General features: G+C 73.9%; 24 protein-coding genes. 11 read left to right on the top strand and 13 right to left on the bottom strand.

Features of this window, described 5'->3' with window-relative positions; translation table 11 throughout:
* Positions 1 to 4 precede the first annotated feature (4 nt).
* A complete protein-coding gene (locus ABZS80_RS32755) occupies positions 5 to 1,201 on the bottom strand; it encodes an acyl-CoA dehydrogenase family protein (protein ID WP_151463938.1) in 1,197 nt (398 codons plus the stop codon).
* A gap of 181 nt (positions 1,202 to 1,382) precedes the next feature.
* Here ABZS80_RS32755 and ABZS80_RS32750 point away from each other — a divergent pair, with 181 nt between their 5' ends.
* Positions 1,383 to 1,817, top strand: coding sequence for a DUF4190 domain-containing protein (locus ABZS80_RS32750; protein ID WP_355062001.1), 435 nt, complete (start codon positions 1,383 to 1,385; stop codon positions 1,815 to 1,817).
* A 3-nt stretch (positions 1,818 to 1,820) separates the two neighbouring features.
* Here the strand turns inward: ABZS80_RS32750 and ABZS80_RS32745 are convergent, their stop codons facing one another.
* The gene (locus ABZS80_RS32745) at positions 1,821 to 2,711 is read right to left on the bottom strand and encodes an SDR family NAD(P)-dependent oxidoreductase (protein WP_355061999.1); all 891 of its coding nucleotides are present in this window, start codon (positions 2,709 to 2,711) and stop codon (positions 1,821 to 1,823) included.
* 114 nt (positions 2,712 to 2,825) lie between these two features.
* On the opposite strand from ABZS80_RS32745, the gene ABZS80_RS32740 reads away from it, so the two are divergent.
* On the top strand, positions 2,826 to 3,425 hold the full coding sequence (locus tag ABZS80_RS32740; protein ID WP_355061997.1) for a DUF4190 domain-containing protein: 600 nt from the start codon (positions 2,826 to 2,828) through the stop codon (positions 3,423 to 3,425).
* A gap of 56 nt (positions 3,426 to 3,481) precedes the next feature.
* On the opposite strand, the gene ABZS80_RS32735 is transcribed toward ABZS80_RS32740, so the two are convergent.
* On the bottom strand, positions 3,482 to 4,438 hold the full coding sequence (locus tag ABZS80_RS32735) for a CoA ester lyase (protein ID WP_355061995.1): 957 nt from the start codon (positions 4,436 to 4,438) through the stop codon (positions 3,482 to 3,484).
* A 127-nt stretch (positions 4,439 to 4,565) separates the two neighbouring features.
* Between ABZS80_RS32735 and ABZS80_RS32730 the strand changes: the two genes are divergently transcribed.
* Together ABZS80_RS32730 and ABZS80_RS32725 are read left to right on the top strand one after the other, a co-directional pair.
* Positions 4,566 to 5,390, top strand: a complete 825-nt coding sequence (locus tag ABZS80_RS32730) for an SDR family NAD(P)-dependent oxidoreductase (protein WP_355061994.1) — start codon at positions 4,566 to 4,568, stop codon at positions 5,388 to 5,390.
* A 49-nt stretch (positions 5,391 to 5,439) separates the two neighbouring features.
* On the top strand, positions 5,440 to 6,156 hold the full coding sequence (locus ABZS80_RS32725; protein WP_151463932.1) for a GNAT family N-acetyltransferase: 717 nt from the start codon (positions 5,440 to 5,442) through the stop codon (positions 6,154 to 6,156).
* A 3-nt stretch (positions 6,157 to 6,159) separates the two neighbouring features.
* Here the strand turns inward: ABZS80_RS32725 and ABZS80_RS32720 are convergent, their stop codons facing one another.
* Together ABZS80_RS32720 and ABZS80_RS32715 are read right to left on the bottom strand one after the other, a co-directional pair.
* Positions 6,160 to 8,316 (bottom strand): APC family permease, encoded by a 2,157-nt coding sequence (locus ABZS80_RS32720; RefSeq protein ID WP_355061991.1) that lies wholly within the window; start codon positions 8,314 to 8,316, stop codon positions 6,160 to 6,162.
* 55 nt (positions 8,317 to 8,371) lie between these two features.
* The gene (locus ABZS80_RS32715; RefSeq protein ID WP_355061989.1) at positions 8,372 to 9,337 is read right to left on the bottom strand and encodes a DMT family transporter; all 966 of its coding nucleotides are present in this window, start codon (positions 9,335 to 9,337) and stop codon (positions 8,372 to 8,374) included.
* Positions 9,338 to 9,431: 94 nt separating this feature from the next.
* Between ABZS80_RS32715 and ABZS80_RS32710 the strand changes: the two genes are divergently transcribed.
* Positions 9,432 to 10,127: an HAD family hydrolase gene (locus ABZS80_RS32710; protein ID WP_355061987.1), complete on the top strand. Its 696-nt coding sequence runs from the start codon at positions 9,432 to 9,434 to the stop codon at positions 10,125 to 10,127.
* Positions 10,128 to 10,141: 14 nt separating this feature from the next.
* Here the strand turns inward: ABZS80_RS32710 and ABZS80_RS32705 are convergent, their stop codons facing one another.
* Positions 10,142 to 10,654, bottom strand: a complete 513-nt coding sequence (locus ABZS80_RS32705) for a hypothetical protein (protein ID WP_355061985.1) — start codon at positions 10,652 to 10,654, stop codon at positions 10,142 to 10,144.
* An 83-nt stretch (positions 10,655 to 10,737) separates the two neighbouring features.
* A complete protein-coding gene (locus ABZS80_RS32700; RefSeq protein ID WP_355061983.1) occupies positions 10,738 to 11,607 on the bottom strand; it encodes a PhzF family phenazine biosynthesis protein in 870 nt (289 codons plus the stop codon).
* Positions 11,608 to 11,640: 33 nt separating this feature from the next.
* Here ABZS80_RS32700 and ABZS80_RS32695 point away from each other — a divergent pair, with 33 nt between their 5' ends.
* The 3 genes from ABZS80_RS32695 to ABZS80_RS32685 all read left to right on the top strand — a co-directional run bounded on the left by ABZS80_RS32695 (position 11,641) and on the right by ABZS80_RS32685 (position 14,844).
* The gene (locus ABZS80_RS32695) at positions 11,641 to 12,927 is read left to right on the top strand and encodes a CBS domain-containing protein (protein ID WP_355061981.1); all 1,287 of its coding nucleotides are present in this window, start codon (positions 11,641 to 11,643) and stop codon (positions 12,925 to 12,927) included.
* Complete coding sequence (locus ABZS80_RS32690) at positions 12,920 to 13,525, top strand: DUF1003 domain-containing protein (RefSeq protein WP_151463925.1); 606 nt, start codon at positions 12,920 to 12,922, stop codon at positions 13,523 to 13,525. Before ABZS80_RS32695 ends, ABZS80_RS32690 begins: the two co-directional genes overlap by 8 nt.
* Positions 13,526 to 13,695: 170 nt before the next feature.
* Positions 13,696 to 14,844 carry a P-loop NTPase gene (locus ABZS80_RS32685; protein ID WP_355061979.1) on the top strand — a complete coding sequence of 383 codons (1,149 nt, stop codon included), beginning with the start codon at positions 13,696 to 13,698 and terminating at the stop codon, positions 14,842 to 14,844.
* Positions 14,845 to 15,000: 156 nt separating this feature from the next.
* Here the strand turns inward: ABZS80_RS32685 and ABZS80_RS32680 are convergent, their stop codons facing one another.
* A complete protein-coding gene (locus tag ABZS80_RS32680; protein ID WP_355061977.1) occupies positions 15,001 to 15,423 on the bottom strand; it encodes a preprotein translocase subunit TatB in 423 nt (140 codons plus the stop codon).
* A gap of 72 nt (positions 15,424 to 15,495) precedes the next feature.
* The gene (locus ABZS80_RS32675; RefSeq protein WP_355062019.1) at positions 15,496 to 16,803 is read right to left on the bottom strand and encodes a trypsin-like peptidase domain-containing protein; all 1,308 of its coding nucleotides are present in this window, start codon (positions 16,801 to 16,803) and stop codon (positions 15,496 to 15,498) included.
* A 246-nt stretch (positions 16,804 to 17,049) separates the two neighbouring features.
* Between ABZS80_RS32675 and ABZS80_RS32670 the strand changes: the two genes are divergently transcribed.
* Positions 17,050 to 17,661: an O-methyltransferase gene (locus ABZS80_RS32670; protein ID WP_192580014.1), complete on the top strand. Its 612-nt coding sequence runs from the start codon at positions 17,050 to 17,052 to the stop codon at positions 17,659 to 17,661.
* Between the two features lie 13 nt (positions 17,662 to 17,674).
* Here the strand turns inward: ABZS80_RS32670 and ABZS80_RS32665 are convergent, their stop codons facing one another.
* Positions 17,675 to 19,135, bottom strand: a complete 1,461-nt coding sequence (locus ABZS80_RS32665; RefSeq protein ID WP_355061975.1) for a leucyl aminopeptidase family protein — start codon at positions 19,133 to 19,135, stop codon at positions 17,675 to 17,677.
* Positions 19,136 to 19,279: 144 nt separating this feature from the next.
* On the bottom strand, positions 19,280 to 19,447 hold the full coding sequence (locus ABZS80_RS32660) for a DUF3117 domain-containing protein (RefSeq protein WP_013283866.1): 168 nt from the start codon (positions 19,445 to 19,447) through the stop codon (positions 19,280 to 19,282).
* A 190-nt stretch (positions 19,448 to 19,637) separates the two neighbouring features.
* Here ABZS80_RS32660 and ABZS80_RS32655 point away from each other — a divergent pair, with 190 nt between their 5' ends.
* Positions 19,638 to 20,456 carry a PaaX family transcriptional regulator C-terminal domain-containing protein gene (locus tag ABZS80_RS32655; RefSeq protein WP_355061973.1) on the top strand — a complete coding sequence of 273 codons (819 nt, stop codon included), beginning with the start codon at positions 19,638 to 19,640 and terminating at the stop codon, positions 20,454 to 20,456.
* A 4-nt stretch (positions 20,457 to 20,460) separates the two neighbouring features.
* Positions 20,461 to 21,252, top strand: a complete 792-nt coding sequence (locus ABZS80_RS32650; RefSeq protein ID WP_151465231.1) for an enoyl-CoA hydratase-related protein — start codon at positions 20,461 to 20,463, stop codon at positions 21,250 to 21,252.
* Between the two features lie 12 nt (positions 21,253 to 21,264).
* Here the strand turns inward: ABZS80_RS32650 and ABZS80_RS32645 are convergent, their stop codons facing one another.
* Both ABZS80_RS32645 and ABZS80_RS32640 read right to left on the bottom strand, forming a co-directional pair.
* Positions 21,265 to 21,888 carry a hypothetical protein gene (locus ABZS80_RS32645; protein WP_355061971.1) on the bottom strand — a complete coding sequence of 208 codons (624 nt, stop codon included), beginning with the start codon at positions 21,886 to 21,888 and terminating at the stop codon, positions 21,265 to 21,267.
* Between the two features lie 53 nt (positions 21,889 to 21,941).
* On the bottom strand, positions 21,942 to 22,308 hold a 367-nt coding region (locus ABZS80_RS32640; protein WP_355061969.1), incomplete at its 5' end, for a DNA-3-methyladenine glycosylase I.

Raw genomic sequence — 22,308 nt, 5'->3', positions numbered from 1 at the left:
CAACTCAGAGCTTGTACTCCTTGAGGAGACCGCGGCTGATGATGGTCTTCTGGATCTCCGAGGTGCCCTCGCCGATCAGCAGGAACGGGGCCTCCCGCATCAGCCGCTCGATCTCGTACTCCTTGGAGTAGCCGTAGCCGCCGTGGATGCGGAACGCCTCCTGGACGACCTCGGCGCAGTATTCCGAGGCGAGCAGCTTGGCCATCCCGGCCTCGACGTCGTTGCGTTGGCCGGCGTCCTTGAGCCGGGCCGCGTTGACCATGAGGGCGTGGGCGGCCTCGATCTTCGTGCCCATCTCGGCGAGCTTGAACGCGACGGCCTGGTGCTTGGCGAGAGGCTGGCCGAAGGTGCGGCGCTGCTGGGCGTACGCGACGGCCAGCTCGAAGGCCCGGATCGAGATGCCGCAGGCGCGGGCGGCCACGTTGACCCGGCCGACCTCGATGCCGTCCATCATCTGGTAGAAGCCGCGACCCACCTTCTCCTCGCCGCCGAGCACCGCCGAGGCGGGGACGGTGACGCCGTCGAGCACCATCTCGGTGGTCTCGACGCCCTTGTAGCCCATCTTGTCGATCTTGCCGGGGATGGTCAGGCCGGGGGCGGTCTCGCCGAAGCCGGGCTCCTTCTCCAGCAGGAAGGTGCTCATGTTGCCGTACACCGAGTCGGCCCCGGTGTCGGTCTTGACCAGCGTGGCGACCACCGAGGAGTACGCGCCGTTGGTCAGCCACATCTTCTGGCCGTTGAGCACGTAGTTGCCGCCGTCGCGGACCGCCTTCGACTTGATCGCCGAGACGTCGGAGCCACACTCGGGCTCCGACATCGAGAAGGCGCCGCGCACCTCGCCGGTGGCCATCCGGGGCAGCAGCCGGGCCTTCTGGTCCGCCGAGCCGTGCTGGGAGATCAGGTACGCCACGATGAAGTGGGTGTTGACGATGCCGGAGATCGACATCCAGCCCCGGGACAGCTCCTCGACCACGAGGGCGTAGGTCAGCAGGGACTCGCCGAGACCCCCGTACTCCTCGTCGATGGTGAGGCCGAACAGCCCCATCTCCCGCATCCCGTCGAGGATGTCGGTGGGGTACTCGTCGGCGTGCTCCAGCCGCTGGGCGTGCGGGATGATCTCCTTGTCGGCGAACTCCCGGACGGTTTCCAGGATCGACCGCTGCACATCGGTCAGGCCGGGCGTCTGGGCGAGTCGGGCCATCTCAGCCTCCGGGGGATCGGCGCATTACTCGTGGGTAACTGAACGCTGGGTCAGTATCGGCCCCGGGACCGGCGGAGCCAAGGTGACCAGTCCACACAACCGCTGTGAAAAGGTTCACCGCTGCGGGTAGCGTCCGCAAGAGAGAGGGCCGTCGACCTGCGACGAGAGGGCGGGGAGGGACGTGAGCCAACCACCCGGTGAGCCCGAGCAGCCACCGTCGCCGTACGAGCCGCCGGCCTACGGCCAGCCGTACGGGGACCCGCAGCAGCAGCCGCACTGGGGGCACCAGCCGCCCGGGGCCGCCCAGCCGCCGTACGCCCCGCAACCCCCGTACGGCCAGTACGGGCCGCCCGGCCCCGGCCCACAGCCGCGCGGCGGCGGGCCCAACGTGCTCGCCATCCTGTCGCTGGTCTTCGCCTTCGTCTTCGCCCCCGCCGGCATCGTCTGCGGCCACCTGGCCAAGCGGCAGATCCGGCGGACCGGCGAGGAGGGCGACCAGCTGGCCACCTGGGGGCTGATCCTCAGCTACGTCTTCACCGCGATCGGCCTGCTGGTCTGCTGCGGCTGGATCGGCCTGGCCATCTGGGCCAACTCGGACAACGGCAGCACCTACTGACCGTCAGCGGAACTCGGCCTCCCGGACGCTGTTGCCGCCGTCGACCACCAGCATCTGCCCGGTGATGTAGGAGGCGGCCGGCGAGCAGAGGAAGGCGATCGCGGCAGCCACCTCGTCCGGCGTGCCGGGGCGGCCGACCGGGGTGCCTAGACCCTGCTTGATCTCGACCATGGTGGACGCCGCGGTGTGGATGATGCCCGGCGCCACCGCGTTCACGGTCACCCCGTCGGCGATCATCTCCATGGCCAGCGCCCGGGTCAGCCCGACCACGCCGGCCTTCGCCGCCGCGTAGGCAGCCTCGGTGGGCAGCGCGTTGACCGGCCCGGCGGTGGCCGCCAGGTTGACGATGCGCCCCCAGCCCCGCTCGGCCATCCCGCTGATGAACGCGCGGCTGCACAGGAACGCCGTGGTCAGGTTCCGGTCGATCTCGCCGCGCCACTCGTCGTAGGTCAGCTGGGCCACCGGCCGCAGCACCTCCGGGCTGGCCCGGCTGGCCAGGCCCGCGTTGTTGACCAGCACCTCGACGTCGCCGAGCTGCTCGGCCACCGCGTCGGCGAGCGCGCCCACCTCGGACTCGTCGGTGAGGTCCGCGACGAAGCCGGTGACGCCCAGCTCGCCGGCGCGATCGTGGATCCGCCGCGTGGTGGAGACGATCGCCACCCGGGCGCCCAGGTCGGCGAGGCGGCGCGCGGTCGCGTACCCGATGCCGTCCGGACTGCCCGCGCCGGTGACCAGCGCGACCCGGCCCTCCAGGCGCATGGTGGCCGGCTCCTCCAGCGGTGCCGGCTGGTCCTGGTCGGCAGAGCCCGCCGGGGCGCCGCCGCGGGGCCGGCGCACCAGGCCCGGCCGGCTGACGTCCCGTCGAGACCGACCACCGCGCGCGTCAAGTGCCATGCCGCGATCCTGCCCGCTGTGGACGTTCCGGGCAACGCGGCACCCGGAAAGGGGTCCCTGCGACTTGCCCGGCGGTGGCTACCCTGACCGCACCACGTCCATGGAGATGATCTGATGACCTATTCCCCACCGCCCGGTGGTTGGCACGACCCGTCGGCGGCCGGGCCACAGTCGAGCCCGCCGGTCGACCCGACCCTCCCGATGGCCGGCAACCCCGTCCCCACCCAGCCGACCCCGGCGGACCCGTACGCGCCCGCCGACCCGTACGCCGGCGCGAAGTCCGCCGACCCCTACGCCGCGCCCGGCTACCCGCCGCCCGGCAACCCGTACGCCGCGCCCGGCTACCCGCCGCCCGGCAACCCGTACGCCGCGCCCGGCTACCCGCCGCCCGGCGACCCCTACGCGGTGGCCGGCTACCCGCCGGCGGCGTACCCCGGCTACGCGCCCCCGTCCAGCAAGACGAACACCCTGGCCATCGTGGCGCTGGTGCTCTCGCTGGTCGGCTTCACCTCCTGCATCACCGCCCCGATCGGCGCGATCATGGGCCACGTCGCCCGGAAGCAGATCCGGCAGACCGGCGAGCAGGGCGAGGGCATGGCGAAGGCGGCCATCATCGTGGGCTGGATCCTCACCGCCCTGCTGGTGCTGCTGATCATCTTCTACATCGTGATGATCGTCATCGCCATCAACTCGGACAGCTCCAGCACCTACTGACGCGGACGGGCCGCCCCGGTCGGCCGGGGCGGCCCGTCGCGGTCAACGGCCCGCGGTCACTCCGACGGCGGGGTGAACGAGGTAGTGCGGCTCATCCCGGCGGCCCGGCCCTTGGCCGCGATCACCAGCGCCATCTTGCGGGACGCCTCGTCGATCATCTCGTCGCCGAGCATCACGGCACCGAGCTTCCCGCCCGCCTCCGAGGTGTAGAAGTCGTACGCGTCGAGGATCAGCTCGGCGTGGTCGTAGTCGGCCTGGGCCGGGGAGTAGACCTCGTTGGCCGCGTCGATCTGGCCCGGGTGCAGCACCCACTTGCCGTCGAAGCCCAGCGCGGCCGAGCGCTTCGCCACCTCGCGGAACGCGTCCACGTCCCGGATCTGGAGGAACGGCCCGTCGATGGCCTGCTTGTCGTGCATCCGGGCGGCCATGAGGATCCGCATGAGGATGTAGTGGTAGGGGTCGCCCGGGTAGTCCGGGATCAGCGCACCGACCACCAGCGACTTCATGTTGATCGAGGCCATGAAGTCGGCCGGGCCGAAGATGATCGTCTCGACCCGGGGCGAGGCGGCCGCGATCGCGTCGACGTTGACCAGGCCGGCCGCGTTCTCGATCTGCGCCTCGATGCCGATCCGGCCGACCTCCAGGCCGAGGGTCTTCTCGATCTGGGTGAGCAGCAGGTCCAGCCAGTGCACCTGCTCGGCGTTCTGCACCTTCGGCAGCATGATGCAGTCCAGGTTGGCCCCCGCGCCCTCGACCACCTCGATGACGTCCCGGTAGGTCCACGGCGTGGTCAGGTCGTTCACCCGGACCACCCGGGTCTTGCCGGCCCAGTCGCCCTCGTTGAGGGTGGCGACGATGTTCTTGCGGGCGTCCGGCTTGGCCAGCGGGGCGACCGCGTCCTCCAGGTCGAGGAAGACCTGGTCGGCGGGGAGGCCCTGGGCCTTGCCGAGCATCTTGACGCTGGAGCCGGGTACCGCGAGGCAGGACCGGCGGGGGCGACCGACTGCGGCCATGGGTGCGCTCCTTCCAGCGTCCGGCGGGCACGCCGACGCCACCAGGTGACAGACGAGAAACTTAACGATCCCAAAGGGCGTTGTGACGCCACGGTAACCTCGTCCCGTGACCGGGGTGAATGGACCTGTGGAAGATCTCACTGAGCGTCGGACCGTGGTGGTGACCGGCGCCAGCTCGGGCATCGGCCTCGCCGCCGCGGTCGACCTGGCGGGACGCGGCGACCGCGTGGTGCTGGTCGGCCGGGACCCGGCCCGGCTGCGGGCCGCCGGGGAACGGGTCCGCGAGTGCTGCGGCGAGCAACCTGAGCTGTTCCGCGCGGACTTCGCCGTGCTGGACGACGTACGCGGGCTCGCCGAGCGGCTGCGCGCCGCGTACGACCGGATCGACGTGCTGGCGAACAACGCCGGGGCGATCGTGCTCCAGCCGGTCACCACGGTCGACGGCTTTGAGCTGAGCATGCAGGCCAACCACCTCGCGCCGTTCCTGCTCAGCAACCTGTTGCGGGACCGGGTCGGCCGGATGGTGGTGACCGCCTCGGGCGCGCACCGCAGCGGCGTGCTCGACGCGGACGACCTCAACGCCGCGCTGCGCCGGTACCGGCCGATGCGCGCCTACGGCACCAGCAAGCAGGCGAACATCCTGTTCACCGCCGAGGCGGCCCGGCGCTGGCCGGAGATGAAGGCGCACTCGTTCCACCCGGGCGTGGTCCGGACCCGGTTCGGCAACGACAGCCGGCTGGTGGCCCTGGGCATGCGGCTGCTGCCGTTCCGCAGCCCCGAGCGGGGCGCCGAAACCCTGGTCTGGCTGGCCAACCAGGACCCGGCCCGGCTGGTCGACGGCGGCTACTACGCCGACCGGCGGCTCCGCCGGCCGCTGCCCAAGGCGAGCGACCCGGCCCTCGCCGCCCGGCTCTGGGCGGCCAGCGCCAAGGCCGTCGGGATCGACGCCTGAGCCGTCTCCGGGTCTCCCCGCCGGGCCGGTCGCTGCGATACTGCGCCGCATGACCGAGCACGAGGGAGCAACCCTGCACGTCGGGGGCCCGGACGCCGAGCTGGCCGCTCGGATCGACCGCGAGCTGACCGCCTTCAACAACGACGCCACCGGCGCCACCGACGAGGCCGACCTCACCGTGCGCGTCGTCGCACCCGACGGCGAGCTGGTGGCCGGGTTGACCGGGTGGACCTGGGGCGGCCGGGCCGGGATCAACACCGTCTGGGTGCGGGCGGACCGCCGCCGCGAGGGCTGGGGCGGCCGGTTGCTCCGCGCCGCGGAGGAGGAGGCCCGGCGACGCGGCTGCACCGAGATCTCCGTGGCCTCGTTCTCCTTCCAGGCGCCGGACTTCTACCGCCGCCACGGCTACACCGACACCGGCATCCGGGACGGCATCCCCGGCGGCCACGTCGACCACCACTTCTGGAAGCCGCTCGTCGAGGACCCGGCCGGGGTGCTCCGGGTGGTCGCCCTGGTCGACCTGAGCGCCGACCCCGAGGGCGGCCGGCGGTACGAGGACGGCGTGCTCGCCCTGCTCGGGCGGCACGGCGGGCGGCTGGAGCGGCGGCTGCGCACCGGGGACGGGAAGACCGAGGTGCACGTGATCCGGTTCGCCGCGCGGGCCGGCTACGACGCCTTCCTGGTGGACCCGGAGCGGCTGGCGCTGCGGGCCGCCCTGGGCGACGCCGCCCCCACCACCCAGGTCCTCGACGTCCACGACGTCTGACGCTCACTCGGCGAGGTGGACCGGGACACTGGTGACCACCACGCCGGGCAGCGCCCGCAGGGCGGCGCGGAGCCGCTGCTCGGCGCGGCTGTGCAGCGGGCGGTGCCAGCGGCGGCGGAGCACGACCTCCGGCACGATCACGGTCAGGGTCAGCTCGGGCCGGGTGGTGTGCAGCGCCTCCAGGTAGTGCGCGAGCGGCCCGATCACCGCCCGGTACGGCGAGACGATCGTCTCCAGCCGCAGGTGGTCGCCCCAGGCCCGCCACTGCTCGCGGAACCGGTCCGCCTCGCTCTCCTCGGGGGCGATGTGCACGGCCAGCGTCGGCTGGCCCAGCGACGCCGCGTACGCGAGGGCGCGCAGCGACGCCCGGTTCAGCCGGGCCACCGGCACGACGACCAGGTGGCGTACCTCCTGGGGCAGTTCCTCGCCCTCGGCGGACCCCGCGGGTCCGGGCACCGCGGTCGCGGGCGGGTGCAGCGCCAGCGCCCGGTTCAGCGTGGCGTAGTGACGGTGGATCCGCCGGAACAGCAGGACCAGCAGCGGCACCGCGACCACGACCACCCAGGCGCCCTCGGTGAACTTCGACACGGCGGCGGTCAGCAGCACCAGCCCGGAGAGGATGGCGCCGACGGCGTTGACAGCCAGGCGCCGGCGCCAGCCCCGGTCGCGGCGGCGCCGCCAGTGCACCACCATGCCGGCCTGGGACAGGGTGAAGGCGAGGAAGACGCCGACGGCGTAGAGCGGGATCAGCGACTCGGTGTTGCCTCGGAAGGTGACAAAGACGAGCCCTGCGGCGAGCGAGAGCGCGACCAGGCCGTTGCTGAACGCCAGCCGGTCGCCCATGTGCAGGAACCGGCGGGGGGCGTGGCCGTCCCGGGCCATGAAGAAGAGCAGCCGGGGGAAGTCGTTGAACGCGGTGTTCGCCGCCAGCAGCAGAATCAGCGCCGTGGTGGCCTGGAGGACCGCGTACCAGGGGCCGGTCGGAAAGGTCGCTCGGCCGAGCTGGGAGAGCAGCGTCTCGCCTGGCAGCGGGACCAGACCGTCCAGATGGATCAGCCCGACCAGGCTGGCGAAGAGCACGACCAGCATGGCGACCATCCAGCCCAGCGTCGTGCGGGCGTTGCGCCACTCGGTGGGTCGGAAGGCGGGGACAGCGTTCGACACGGCCTCGATGCCGGTCATCGACACCGCGCCGGAGGAGAACGCGCGCAGCACCAGCAGCAGGCCCAGCCCCTCGGCGGCCGGCACCACCGGCGGCGGCACCGGCGCGAAGCCCCGCCCCGCCGCCCGCGCATAGCCCACCACCAGCAACGCCAGCACGGCCACCACGAAGGCGTACGTGGGCAGCACGAAGATGTTCCCGGCGGTGCGCACGCCGCGCAGGTTGCCGGCGAGCAGCACGGCGATCACGAGCACCCCGAGCAGCACGGTGACCGGGGCCAGCCCGGGCACCGCCGAGGTCACCGCATGCACCCCGGCCGACACCGACACCGACACGGTCAGCACGTAGTCGAGCATCAACCCGGCCGCCGCCGCCAGCCCCGGGACAGGTCCCAGGTTGTCGCTGGCCACGATGTACGAACCGGCCCCGTGTGGATACGCCGGGATGGTCTGCCGGTAGGACACCCCAACCGCGATCATCAGCACCACCAGCAGGGCGGCCAGCGGCAGGGAGAGCCCGAGCGCGGCGCTGCCGGCCAGCACCAGCACGCTGAGCATCGCCTCCGGCCCGTACGCCACCGAGCTGAGCAGGTCGGAGGAGAGCACGGGCAGGGCGACCAGCTTGCGCATCCGCTCGTAGAGCACGGAGGCGCTGGAGATCGGCGGGCCGAACAGCGTCCGGCGGGTCCGGGTGAGCAGCCGGCCGGCCCGCGAGCCGGGCAGGTGGGCCGGCTCGCTGGCGACCAGTTCGTCCGGCTCCTCGACGGTGAACATCTCGATCGGCGCCAGCCGGCCGAACCGGGTCGGCTGCGGCGGCCGCCCGCTGCGCCCGAGCGTGGGGTCGACGGGCAGGTCGTCCGGTCTGCGCGGCTCCTGCCAGCGTTCCCCGATCCGGCCCAGGGCCGCCCGCTCCTCGTGGCCGAGCGGCGGGAACTCAGCCGACGGGGTGACGACCGTCCCCCGCTCGGCCTCGTCGCCGCCTTGCCCTGCCGCTCCCACCCCCCGCACTTTCACCGAAACCGGCCCGGCGGGGAGCACTTTCCGCGAAAGCGGGTCAGTCGATCAGCGGTGCGGGGTCGGCGGGCACCGCGACCGGCACGGTGCGGCGGCCGGCCCGCGCCCCGCCGAGGATGACGACGGCCACGCCGGCCAGCAGCAGGGCCAGCCCGGGCAGGGCGAGCGGGCGGGGCAACTGGCCCAGCCAGACCCCGGCGATCAGCGCCGCGCCGGGCGCCTCCAGCAGGATCAGCACGCTGATCGTGGTGGCGGAGACCCGGTGCAGGGCGTAGTTGAACATCGAGTGGCCGAGCAGTTGGGCGCCGGCCACCAGGCCGAGGATCGCCAGCCAGGTGCCGCCGTCGTAGCCGTGCAGGCGCACCCCGCCGACCAGGCAGACCACCAGCAGGATCGCCGCGCAGACGCCGTAGCAGATGGTGGTGTAGGTGGTGGTGCTGATGCTGGCCCGGGCCCGCTCGCCGAAGGCGGTGTAGACCGCGGCGAACATGCCGCCCGCGACGGCGAGCAGGTCACCGGCGAAGGCCCGGCCGGAGACGGCGAAGTCGGCCCCGGTGGCCAGCGCCGCACCGAGCACGGCGACCGCGATGCCGGCCCAGACCGCCGCGGGCAGCCGCCGACCCTGCCAGCGGGCGATCAGTCCCTGCCAGACCGGCTGGGTGGCGCCCAGCGCGGTGGCCGCGGCCACGGAGGTGAGCTGCGCGCTCGGCATCCAGGTGGCGAAGTGGGCGGCCAGCGCCACCCCGGAGAGTACGCAGTAGAGCCCCTCCCGCCGGCCCGCGCCGACGGTCAGCGCCCGGAACTCGGCCCGCCGCCGGGTCACCGAGACCGGGCCGAGCACGGCCACCGAGAGCACGTTGCGCCAGAAGGCGATGGCGAGGGCCGGCGCGGCGGCGAACGCGACCAGCGGCGCGGAGGACGAGACGGCGGTGACGGCCAGCGCGAGCGCGCCGACGGTCAGCGCGTCGAGCGGCGGGCGGTTCCGAGCGTGGGACACGGGGAGCAATACTCACACGCCGTCGGGCACCACGGACCGTCAGCACTCGGTTACGATCATGCGCGTCCCGGCGACCCCCCTCGACGTCCGGAGCCGTTCCCCCATGCCCAGATACCAGGCGGTGCTGTTCGACTTCTTCGGCACGCTGACCCGCTGCGTCCAGCGCGGGTCCGCCCACCGGACCATCGCCGAGCTGCTCGGCTGCTCGGTCGACACCCTGATCGAGGTCCTCGACCGCAGCTACTACCAGCGCGCCAGCGGGCGGTTCGGCGGCGCCGAGGAGACCCTGCGCTGGGTCTGCGGACAGGCCGGCGTGCACCCCTCCGACGAGGCGGTACGCGCCGCCGTCGCCTCCCGGCACCGGGCGGTGCGCGCCGACACCCGGCTGCGGGCCGAGGCGGTGCCGGTGCTGGCCGCGCTGCGCGGGCAGGGCGTCCGCACCGGCCTGATCAGCGACTGCACGCATGAACTGCCGGCGTTCCTGCCCCAACTGGCGGTCGCCCCGCTGCTCGACGTCCGGGTCTTCTCGGTGCAGGTCGGGCGCTGCAAGCCCGACGCCGCGCTCTACCTGACCGCCTGCCATCGGCTCGATCTCACGCCGGCCGACTGCCTCTACGTCGGTGACGGCGGCAGCCAGGAACTCACCGGCGCCGAGCGGGCCGGCATGACCGCCGTCCGGCTGGCCGCCCCGGACCTCGCCCGTCACATGGTGTTCAACGCCGACCACGGCTGGGACGGCCGGGCGCTGACCTCGCTCACCGAGGTGCTCGACCTGCTCGACCCGGTCGCCGTCGGCTGACGGGCCGGGGCGGCTCAGCGCCGGCGGACCTTGTGCAGCCGGAAGGGCTTGCGGGTGGCCCGCACCGCCGTGGTCTCCCGGGGCTGCTCGGCGAGCGAGCCGGCCGGCAGGTCGGCGCCCGCCACGGCGGTGCCCGCCGGGCTCAGCCGGTTCACCGCACACCCCTCGGCCGCCCAGCGGGCCACCAGGTCGGCGGACGGGCCCGGGGCGTTCAGCCGCTTGGCGGCGACCAGCGGCGCGGCGGTCTCCCACTCCTCGGTGCCCGGCCGCAGCCGGGTCACCCGGGCCGGCCAGGTGACGATCCGGCCGCCGTGGTCGCCGCGCAGGGTCACCTCGGCCGCGTCGGCGTCGGCCAGCCCGGGGGCGGGCTGCTCGCCCGGACCGCTCACCACCAGCAGCGCGCCGTCGAGCGGAAGGCACCAGAGGCCGTACGCCGGGCCGCCGTCGACGCTGACCCAGCAGATGGCCGCCTTCTTCACGGCCTCGTCCACCAGCGGTGTGACGGTCCGCTCGACCTCGTCGCTCACTCCGGCATCCTCCCGCATCCCGGCCTTGGCCGGGGTGGACCACGTCCCCAGCGGCACGCTACCGCGCCGGCCTCCGGCCCGTCTCAGCCCACGAAGGGCGGGACGGCGATCTCGCCCCGGGCCACCGGCATGACGTGGCCGGCGACCGTCGCGCCGACCGCCACGCCGCCGGCCGCGGTCACCGTGCAGGCCAGCGCGGACGGCCGGTTGATCTCGACGCCCTGGCGGACCGCGTACTCGGAGCGGCCCTCGCCGGGCAGCAACCCGCTGGCCACCAGCCAGACTCCCAGGCCCAGGGCGGCCGAGCCGGTCGCCGGGTCCTCCGGCACGCCCAGGCCCGGCACGAAGACGCGCGCGTGCGCGGTTTGCGAGTCGGCGTCCCAGGAGAAGACGCTGACGTGCTCCACGCCGTACCGCTCCGCCGCCGCCGCGTTCACCTTGGCGCGGGCCACCGCGTCCGGGCGTACCGGAAGGTAGGGGAACTCCAGCCCGCAGCCGGCGACCCGGGGCGCCGGGCCCGCGTGGTCCGCGGCGGTGAGGCCGGCCATCTCCAGCAGGGGCTCCGGGTCGAGTTCGGGCCCGAGGGTCGGGGTGCCCCCGGTGAGCGTCGCGCCGGTGGGGGTGACCTCGATCGGCAGCACCCCGGCGCCGCACTCCTGGGTGATCCTGCCCACATCGAACATGCCGCGGCGGCTCGCCGTGACCGCGGCGCCCACGCTGGGGTGGCCGGCGAACGGCAGTTCCTCGGCCGGGGTGAAGATGCGTGCCCGGTACGTCGCACCGACCTGCGTGGGCGGCAGCACGAACACCGTCTCCGACAGGTTGAACTCCACCGCGAGCGCCTGCATCTGCTCGGTGGCGAGCCCTTCCGCGCCGAACACCACGGCCAGCGGGTTGCCGGCGAACGGGCGATCGGTGAAGACGTCCACGATCTCGTAGGCCAAGGTCGACATGTTGATAAACACTAGGCCCTTAGGCTGGTGCCCGTGAGCACGCCGAACCGGGTCTACATCGCTCGACTCGCCGGAGTCGCCGTCTTCGACCCGAACGGCGACCAGGTGGGCCGGATCCGGGACGCTGTCGCCCGGATGCGGCCGACCCAACGGCCGCCCGAGGTGGTGGGGCTGGTCGCCGAGATGCCGATGCGGCGGCGCATCTTCCTCTCCATCAACCGGATCACCTCCATCGACGCGGACGCCGTGGTGCTCGGCAGCGGCACCCTCAACCTGCGCCGCTTCGAGAAGCGCCCGAACGAGCTGCTGGTGCTCCAGGAGCTGCTGGATCGGCGGGTGCAGCTGGACACCGGGCAGGCCGGCTCGGTGGTCGACGTGGCGATGGAGAGCAGCCGCGGCGGCGAGTGGGCCCTGACCCGGGTCGCCGTCCGCGAGCAGACCGGCCGGCTCGCCCGCCGCGGCCACCTGCACCAGGTGGAGTGGGACCGGGTACGCGGCCTCGGCGGCCTCGCCGACACCCGGGGCACGGCCAACCTGCTCGCCGTGCTGGAGGACATGCGCCCGGCCGACCTGGCCAACGCTCTCCAGGACCTGCCCGACGCCCGGCGCAACGAGGTCGCCGCCGCGCTGGACGACGAGCGCCTCGCCGACGTGCTCGGGGAGCTGCCCGAGCACGACCAGGTGGAGATCCTGGCCGCGCTGGACCGGGAACGCGCCGCGGACGTGCTGGAGGAGATGGACCCGGACGACGCCGCCGACCTGCTCAACGAGCTGCCCCCGCCCGAGCAGGACGTGCTGCTCGACCTCATGGAGCCGGACGAGGCCACCCCGGTCCGCCAGTTGCTGCGCTACGCCTCCGGCACGGCCGGCAGCGTGATGACCTCCGAGCCGGTGATCCTGCCGCCGGACGCCACGGTGGCCGAGGCGCTGGCCCGGATCCGCGAGCCGCAGCTCTCCCCCGCCGTGGCGGCGCAGGTCTTCGTCACCCGCGCCCCGCTCACCACGCCGACCGGGCGCTACCTGGGCATGGTCCACTTCCAGGCGCTGCTCCGGGAGCCACCGGCCGACCTGCTCGGGAAGGTCGTCGTCAACGACATCGACCCGCTGCGGCCGACCACCCCGCTGCCCGAGATCACCCGCCGGATGGCCACGTACGACCTGGTCGCCATGCCCGTGGTGGACCGGAGCATGCGGCTGGTCGGCGCGGTGACCGTGGACGACGTGCTGGACCACTCGCTGCCGCGCGACTGGCGGGACCGGGACGCCATGACCGCCGCGCCAGCCGACGACGACGCGCCGCTGGACGGCGACAATGGCTGACCAGCGACGAGAGCGACTGGACCAGCCCCGGGCGCCCCGGGGCCTCCGGCTGCCCCGGATCGACGCGGAGACCTTCGGCCGCTGGTCCGAGGGGATCGCCCGGGGCATGGGCACCGCGAACTTCATCGTCTACATGACGCTGGTGATCGCCGCCTGGTTCGCGTGGAACACCCTGGCGCCGGCGAACCTGCGCTTCGACCCGTACACCTTCACCTTCCTGACCCTGGTGCTCTCCCTCCAGGCCTCGTACGCGGCCCCGCTGATCCTGCTCGCGCAGAACCGGCAGGCCGACCGGGACCGGATCGCGCTGGAGGAGGACCGGCGGCGGGCGACGATGCAGAAGGCCGACACGGAATACCTGGCCCGGGAGATCGCCGCGCTGCGCATCGCCCTGGGCGAGGTGGCGACCCGGGACTTCCTCCGCTCGGAGCTGACCCGGCTGGCCGAGGAGCTGGACGAGGCGGCCGAGCGGCGGCGGAAGCTGGAGCGCCGCCAGCAGGAGCGGGAGGCCCGGCGGCAGGCCGGCGGGGAGCCGCTCGACGAGCCCCGCGACGACCTCGACGGGGACTTCGCCCGCGACGGGCGGTTCGAGGGCTGAGCCCGGAACGTATTGAACGCCGCGCGCCTCAAGGGGCCAGGCGAGCGGCGTTCGGTGCGATCGTCCCACTTCGCGGCACGGCCCGTCCACCCCTCGGGCGGCCATCGATTCGCTCACACCGGCCCCCGCCAGCGGCGGACGCCGATGACCACCGACGTAGCATTGCGGACATGTCAGCACCCGTCAGCACCATCTCCGACGCGATCCAGGCGGCCCTGGCCACCGTCAACGACCCGGAGATCCGCCGGCCGATCACCGAGCTGGGCATGGTCCGTTCCGCCGAGGTCGGCGACGACGGCGTGGTCCGGGTCGAGCTGCTGCTCACCGTGGCCGGCTGCCCGCTGAAGGACAAGCTGCGTACCGACATCACGGCCGCCGTCGGGGCGGTGCCCGGTGTGGCCGGCGTCCAGATCGAGTTCGGCGTGATGAGCCCGGAGCAGCGCCAGGAGCTGCAGTCGAAGCTGCGCGGCGGCGGGGCCACCGCCGAGCCGGTCATCCCGTTCGCCCAGCCCGGTTCCCGCACCCGCGTCTACGCGGTCGCCAGCGGCAAGGGCGGCGTCGGCAAGTCCAGCGTCACGGTCAACCTGGCCGCCGCGCTGGCCGCCCGCGGCCTCTCGGTCGGCGTGGTCGACGCCGACATCTACGGCCACTCGGTGCCCCGGATGCTCGGCGCCGACGGCGCGCCCACCCGGGTCGAGGACATGATCATGCCGCCGCAGTCGCACGGCGTGAAGGTCATCTCGATCGGCATGTTCACCCCGGGCAACGCGGCCGTGGTCTGGCGCGGCCCGATGCTGCACCGGGCGTTGCAGCAGTTCCTCGCCGACGTCTACTGGGGTGACCTGGACGTCCTCCTGCTCGACCTGCCCCCGGGCACCGGCGACATCGCCATCTCGGTGGCCCAGCTCCTGCCGAACGCCGAGATCCTGGTCGTCACCACCCCGCAGGCGGCCGCCGCCGAGGTGGCCGAGCGGGCCGGCGCCATCTCGCTGCAGACCCACCAGCGGGTGGTCGGCGTGATCGAGAACATGTCCTGGCTGGAGCTGCCGGACGGCTCCCGGATGGAGGTCTTCGGGGCCGGTGGCGGCGCGGCCGTCGCCGAGTCGCTGACCCGGACCATCGGCGCGCAGGTGCCGGTGCTGGGGCAGATCCCGATGGACACCCGGGTGCGCGAGGGCGGCGACGCCGGCAACCCGATCGTGCTGGCCGAGCCGGACGCCCCGGCCGCCCGGGCGCTCGTGCAGGTCGCCGACCGCCTCGCGGTGCGCCGCGAGTCCCTGCTCGGCAAGCCCCTGGGCCTCAAGCCCGCCGGTCGCTGACCCTGTCTTCCCCTCACCGACCCTCCCGGCCCCCCGCTGGGGAGGGTCGGTCTCGTTGATCATGAAGTTGTTGTCACCCGCATCGGCGTGTCGCGACAATAACTTCATGATCACCGGTGCGGGCGGGCGCGGGGTGGAGGGTGGGTGTGGCCGGGGTCAGGTGGCGTCGTCGTAGGACGGGCGCTGCACCGGCGCGGGGGCGCCGCCGGTGGCGGTGGCCGGGCGGGTGCCGTTGGTGCGCAGGTCGGCCGCCTTGGCCACGTCCTTCAGGTCGTCGTGCACGCCGGTGACGTCGGAGCGGAGGTTGTCGTACATGCTCTGCAGCGGCTTCCGGAGGGCCTGCTCGTCCTCCTCGCTGAGCAGGTGCTTCCGGATGAACGCCTTCGGGTGCAGGTCCTCCAACTGGATGTCCGTGCCCAGCTCGCGGCTCAGGTCACCGGTGGCGTTCCGCGCCATGTTGCGCAGGTTGCGGACCATCCGGAGGCCGTCGTTGATCACCGTGGGCAGCCGGTCCCCGAAGATCAACAGTGCCAGGAGCAGCAGGGCGCCGATCTCCCACCAGTTCAGGTTCTCGAACACTCGGCCTCCTCGTGGCGTGTCAGGGCAAGACTACGCACGTCAGGTGGCCGGCCGGGAGGGGGTGAGGGCGGCTCACTTGGCGTCTGCGGCGAGCGTCACCGACGCGTTCTGCCGGTTGGACCCGCGCCGGTACTCCACCGTCACCACCGAACCGGGGGCGTACTTGCGGACCAGGGCCACCAGGTCGGTCGGATCGTTCATCGGGTGCCGGTCGAGCCGGAGCACGATGTCCCCGGTCCGCATACCGGCGGCCGCCGCCGGCCCGGCCGGCTCGACGTTGTTGAGGCGTACGCCGCCGCCGCTCACGCCGGTGCCGCCGACCTGGGCGCCGATCACCGTACGCCGGGCCTTGCCGGTGCCGATGATGTCCTCGGTGACCCGCTTCGCCTGGTTGATCGGGATGGCGAAGGCGAGCCCGATGTTGCCGGCCTCCTGACCGTCGGCGACCAGGGACTTGATCGTCGAGTTCACACCGACCACCCGGCCGGCCCCGTCGACCAGCGGGCCGCCGGAGTTGCCGTGGTTGACCGCCGCGTCGGTCTGGATCGCCGCGTAGTAGCGGGTCGGCCCGCCCGGCTCGCCGGCCATCATGGTGCGGTCCAGGGCGCTCACGATGCCCGCGGTGACCGTGTTGGCCAGGGACAGCGGCGAGCCGACGGCGAGCACCGGGTCGCCGACGGCGAGCGCGTCGGAGTCGCCGAACTCCACGGGCTTCAGCCCGGTCCGCGTCACCTTGATGACCGCGATGTCCGACTCCGGGTCCTGCCCCACGACGGTGCCCGGGGCGGTGCTGCCGTCGTTGAAGACCACCGTGGCCTTGCCGGGCCCGCCCGCGACCACGTGGTCGTTGGTGACGATGTGCCCCTCGGCGCTCACCACGAAGCCGGAGCCCTCGCTGGTGCCGCCGAGGCTGGCCACCCGGACGGTGACCACGCTGGGCAGCACCTTCTCGGCGACCCCGGCCAGTGAGTCGGGCTTGCGCTGGGCGAGCGCCGGGGCCTGCCCGGACTGCGCCCCCAGCGTCGGCACGGCCCCGCCGGTGCGGAGGAACGCGTAGGTCAGGGCGCTGCCGAGCGAGCCGGCGAGCAGGGCGGTGATCAGCGAGACCAGCACCACCTGGCGCAGGCCCGGCCGCCTCGGCGCGTCCGGGTCGGTCACCGGTTCCGGCTCGCCGCTCCCGGCGACCGGCGCGGCGGGGACCACCACGGCAGCGGGCGCGTACGGGTCGCGCCAGGGGTCGGCGAGCGCGTCGGACCACCAGGGCGAGGTGCCGCCCCCGGTGCCCTGCGGCGGCTGCCCCGGTGTCGGCCCTCCCGCCGGTGCCGGGCCCCCGCCGGGCTGGCGCCAGTCCCAGCCGTCGGTCACGTCGGTGCCTCCCAGTCCGTCCCCCACGCCCCGTGCCGGCGGTCGGTGGAGCCGGCCGCGCCGTACGGGACTGCGTCCAGGATTGCACGGATGCCCCGAGTGGAGTCAGGGGTTGCCGCGCGTGATCGTCTGAGGGCCGACTCGCGGCTGCGCGTGTGGAGGCACGCCTCTAGGCTCTCAGTGCCAACCGACCCCTCGCACCAGTCCGCCCGGAGGTGTCCCATCGCCACGGTCGCCGGCTCCGGCAACTCGACCGCCCAGGTGCTCCAGTTCGCCGAGTCGTACGTCACCGAGGATCTCGTGCTGCGGACGGCCCGCGCCCTCGCCCACGAGGTGGGCGTGGACGCGGTGACGCCGGGAGCCGGGGCCGCGCTGCGCCTGCTCGCTGCCGCCGGGAACGCCCGGGCGGTGGTGGAGATCGGCACCGGCACCGGGGTGAGCGGTGTCTGGCTGCTGCGCGGGATGCGCCCCGACGGGGTGCTCACCACCATCGACGTGGAGGTCGAGCACCAGCGCATCGCCCGGCGGCTGTTCCAGGAGGCGGGTTTCGCGTCGGGGCGTACCCGGATCATCACCGGCCGCGCCCTCGACGTGCTGCCGCGACTCGCGGACGGCGCCTACGACCTGGTCTTCGTCGACGCCGAGGCGACCGGCTACGCCGCCTGCGTGGACGCCGCCCTGCGGCTGCTGCGCCCCGGCGGGGTGCTCGCGCTCAACGGGGCCCTGGCCGGCGGCCGGATCGGCGACCCGGCCGCCCGCGACCTGGAGACCGTGACCGTGCGGGAGACCATCAAGGCGATCCGCGAGTCGGAGCACTGGGTGCCGGCGCTGCTGCCCGTCGGTCACGGCCTGCTCGCCGCCGTGAAGGGCTGACCACCCGGCCCGGTCAGCCCAGCGTGGCCAGCCAGCGCAGCAGGCCGCGGACGCCCCAGCCGGTGGCGCCCTTGACCAGCTCGCCGTGCACGTCGTCCGACCAGGAGGGGGCGGACATGTCCACGTGCACCCAACGGTCGCGCAGGTCGCCGGTGAACTCGCGGAGGAAGAGCGCGGCCACCACCGAGCCGGCGCCCCGGGCCGGGGAGCTGTGCAGGTCGGCGATCTCGCTGCCCAGGTACTCGACGTAGTCGTCGGCCAACGGCATCCGCCAGGCCCGCTCGCCGGCCGCCGTGATCGCGCCCAGCAGGTCGGCGGCCAGGTCGTCGTTCTCGCTGTAGAGGGCGGCGTGCCGCTTGCCCAGCGCCACCGCGTTGGCCCCGGTGAGGGTGGCCAGGTCGACCATGAGGTCGGGCTTGAGCTCCCGGACGGCGTACGCCATGGCGTCGGCGAGCACCAGCCGGCCCTCGGCGTCGGAGTTGGTGCTCTCGCTGGTCAGGCCGCCGTAGTGGCGGATGATGTCGCCGGGGCGGAACGCCGAGCCGCTGACCATGTTCTCGGCGAGCGGGGCCAGCGTGGTGACCCGGACGGGCAGGCCCAGCGCGGCGGCGCCCAGGGTGGCGGCGACCACCGCGGCGGCGCCGGCCATGTCCTTGCGCATCAGCTTCATGGCGGGCACCGGCTTGATCGAGATGCCGCCGGTGTCGAAGGTGATCCCCTTGCCCACCAGCACCACGTGGGTACGCGCGCCGGCCGGCCGCCAGTCCAGCTCGACCAGGCGGGGGCCGCTGGCCGAGCCGCCGCCGACGGCCAGGATGCCGCCGAAGCCCTCGGCGTCCAGCTCCTCCGGCCCGCGCACCCGCAGGTGCAGGTCGGCGCGGCCGGACGCGGCGGAGGCCACCTGGGCGGCCAACCACTCCGGGTTCTTGGTGGACGACGGGGTGTTGGTCAGGTCCCGGGCCAGCCGGGTCATCTCGGCGGTGGTCCGGGCGGCGGCCAGGGTCGGCGCGAGCGCCTCCGGGTCGCCGACCACGATGTCCACCTCGGCCAGCGCGGGCGTGCCGCCGGCCTCGGTCAGCCGGTAGCGGTAGGAGCCGAGCAGCATCCCCTCGGCCAGGCCGCGCAGCGCGTCCGTGGCCTCGGCCGGCACCGTGATCGTGATGTGCGTCTCATCCTTGGCGGCCCGGGCGAGCGCCGCGCCGGCGACCCGCCAGCCGTGCTCGCCGCCGTCGCCGACGCCGAGCAGCCAGAGCCGGGCCGGGGTGCCGCCGGGACGCAGGTGCTCCCGCACCTCGCCGGCGGCGCCGGTGAGCCGGGTGGCGGGCAGCAGCGCCGACGCCTCGGCCCGGACGTCGTCGCCGGGCGGGACGGCGGTGGGAACCAGCGTGGCCGGGGTGCCCGGTCCTTCGGGACGAACGGGCAGGACGAGGGTATCGAGCCGCGCGGGCCCGCTCACCAGACGAATGGCCAGCACGCTGGACGGTACCTCCGAAACTGCTCGAAGCGGGACACTTTGCCGCTCACTGGGCGAGGAAGGCCCTGAGCCACCGGCGTTGCCGGTGGCTCAGGGTAGGGCGAACCGTTCGCACGACGGACGTCGCGCGAACCGCTCCCCGCATCAGCCGGCAGCCGCCTTCAGCGCGTCACCCAGCGCGGTGGCCTCGTCGGGAGTCATCTCGACGACGAGCCGGCCACCACCCTCCAGCGGGACCCGCATGACGATGCCCCGGCCCTCCTTGGTGACCTCCAGCGGACCGTCGCCCGTCCGCGGCTTCATCGCCGCCATGTTGTCTCCCCTCAGACCTACACCAGGGTCGGTGGGTTGCCCCACAGCCACTTCGTCATGACCACCCGCAACCGTCGCGGGGGCGTCAACCAACGATTTTCCCTGATGAACACCGCCGGACCCAAACCGAAGCAGCATTGATGTAACAGCATCTAGCTTATCTTGGATAGGCCTGTCACAATGTGCGGTCATGCAGGCACGGTCGGCACTCTTCGACCTGTACGGCGACCACCTCCGGGCTAGGGGTGGCCGCGCACCGGTCGCCGCCCTGGTCAAGCTGCTGGCACCGCTCGGGATCGCCCCGCCGGCGGTCCGCACCGCGGTCTCCCGGATGGTCCGACAGGGCTGGCTCGAACCGCTCCGGCTCGCCTCCGGGCCCGGATATTCGATCACACCGAAGGCGGCCCGCAGACTCGACGAGGCGGGCGCCCGGATCTACCGCACGGGGCGGCACGCCTGGGACGGGCGGTTCGACCTCCTGGTGCTGGACGCGCCCGCGTCCCGCCGGGACCGGCAGCGGCTCGCCGCCAACCTGACCTTCCTCGGCTACGGCACGCTGGACGACTGCACCTGGGTGGCGACCCGGCAGGGGGAGGACGTCGACGTCCTGCTCGCCGAGGCCGGGGTGCGTTTCGAGCGGTTCACCGCCGCGCACGCCGCCGGCACCCCCGGCGCCATGGGGGTGGTCCGCCGCGCCTGGGACCTGGCCGAGATCGGCCGCGCGTACGAGCGGTTCGTCGCCGAGCAGAAGCCGTTGCTCACCGGGGTGACCGTGCGCAGCAGCGACGAGGAGGCGTACGCGGCGCGGTTCCGGCTCGTGCACGCGTGGCGTACCTTCCTGTTCCGGGACCCGCAGCTGCCGCCGGCGCTGCTCCCCGAGCGCTGGCCGGGCAGCAGCGCCGCCAGTTTCTTCGACCGGCACGCGGCCCGGCTCCGGCCGGCCGCCGACCGGTACGTCGAGCAGTGCCTCGACGCCAGCAACCGCCTCGCCCGACAGAAGGGTCGTTAGAAACGTGACCGAGCCGCTGCTCGTCGACCGCACCGACGCCGTCGTCACCCTGACGTTGAACCGCCCGACGGCGATGAACTCGCTCGACGTGGCGCTCAAGGAGGCGCTCCGGGACACCCTGGCCGAGCTGGAGGCCGACCGGTCCTGCCGGGCGGTCGTGCTGGCCGGCGCGGGCGGCTCGTTCAGCGCCGGGCAGGACCTGCGGGAGCACGTGCAGACCCTCGAATCCGCCGACGCCGACCCGCTGGGCACCGTGCGGGCCCACTACAACCCGATCGCCGCCCGGCTGGCCAACCTGCCCAAGCCGGTGATCGCCGCGGTCCGGGGCATGGCTGCCGGGGCCGGCGCCTCGCTGGCGTTCCTCGCGGACTTCCGCATCGGCGGCCCGAAGACCCGCTTCCTGATGGCCTTCGCCGGCGTCGGGCTGGCCGCCGACACCGGCGCCTCCTGGACGCTGCCCCGGCTGGTCGGCCACGCCAAGGCCGTCGAGCTGCTGATGCTCGCCGAGCCGGTGGGCGCCGAGGACGCCTGCCGGCTGGGCCTGCTCACCCGGCTCGTGGACGACGACGAGCAGGTGCTCCCGGCCGCGCAGGAGCTGGCCGCCCGGCTCGCCGCCGGCCCGACCGTCGCGTACGGGGCGATCAAGCGCCAGCTCTCCATCGCCGACGCCGGCACCCTGGCCGACGCGCTGGCCGCCGAGGCCCAGGCCCAGGCGATCTGCGGCGCCACCGCCGACCACCGGGCCGCCACCATGTCGTTCGTGAACAAGCAGAAGCCGGTCTTCGAGGGCCGCTGACCGCGCCGGGGGTCAGTCGTCCTCCTCGGGATCCTGGTTGGCCTCGGCGCCGAGCACGAACGCCTGCATGGCCAGCTCGTCACCGGCGGGCGAGACGAAGGCGGGCAGCTCGCGCGGGCCCAGCTCCTGCACGTAGGCCCAGAAGAGCCGGACCGCCTCGGCGGGCGAGGCCGCCTCGATCGGCAGGTCGAGGCTCACCAGCCAGGATTGGCGGGTCGGCGGCGGGCCGATCCGGTCGGCCAGCTCCCGGAACCGGTCCGGGTCGAGACCGGTGACCGGCCCGTCCAGGGCCAGGCCGGCGACCGGCACCGGCTCGTCCAGCACCCGCCGGGTGTACGTCACCACGAGCACCCCCGGACCGGCCTCGGACTGCGGGTCGTCCGGGTCCTCCCGGGCCTCCCCGGTGGCCGCCGCGACCCGGCCGAGCGCCAGGAGCCGCAGCGGCTCGTCGACCAGCACCGCCACCGGGTCACCGGGCCGGGGCCCGGCGGCCTCGTCGAGCCCGGTCAGCTCCAGCGTGTCGTGGTGCACCAGCCGCTCGGCCTCGTAGCGCTCGGCGGGCAGCAGCACCGCCCAGGCGCCCGGGGCCGCGCCGCCCTCGATCGTCCCGCTCGTCCGCGGCTCGGTGTCGGTCATGTCCCAATCCCATCACGCCGGACCGAGGCCGGGCCCGCCGCGTCCGCCGCCGGTCACGCCCCCGGGCGGTCGCCGGCCACGTGGCAGCCGGTGAGGTGGTCGTCGACCATGCCGGTGGCCTGCATCAGCGCGTAGGCCGTGGTCGGGCCGACGAAGCGGAAGCCGCTCTTCTTGAGCGCCTTCGCCATCGCGGTCGACTCCGGGGTGAGCGCCGGCACCTCGGCGAACGACCGTGGCCGGGCCGCCCGGGGCGGCGGCGCGTAGGACCAGAGCAGCGCCGAGAGGCCGTCGGGCAGCGCCAGGGCCGCCCGGGCGTTGGCGATGGCCGCCTCGACCTTGGCCCGGTTGCGAACGATCCCCGCGTCGGCCAGCAACCGGGCCACGTCGGCCTCGCCGTAGCCGGCGACCTTGTCGATGCGG

The organism is Micromonospora sp. NPDC005305 (genome assembly GCF_040607315.1).
Lineage (GTDB): Bacteria > Actinomycetota > Actinomycetes > Mycobacteriales > Micromonosporaceae > Micromonospora.
This window is presented reverse-complemented; position numbering and strand designations above follow the sequence as displayed.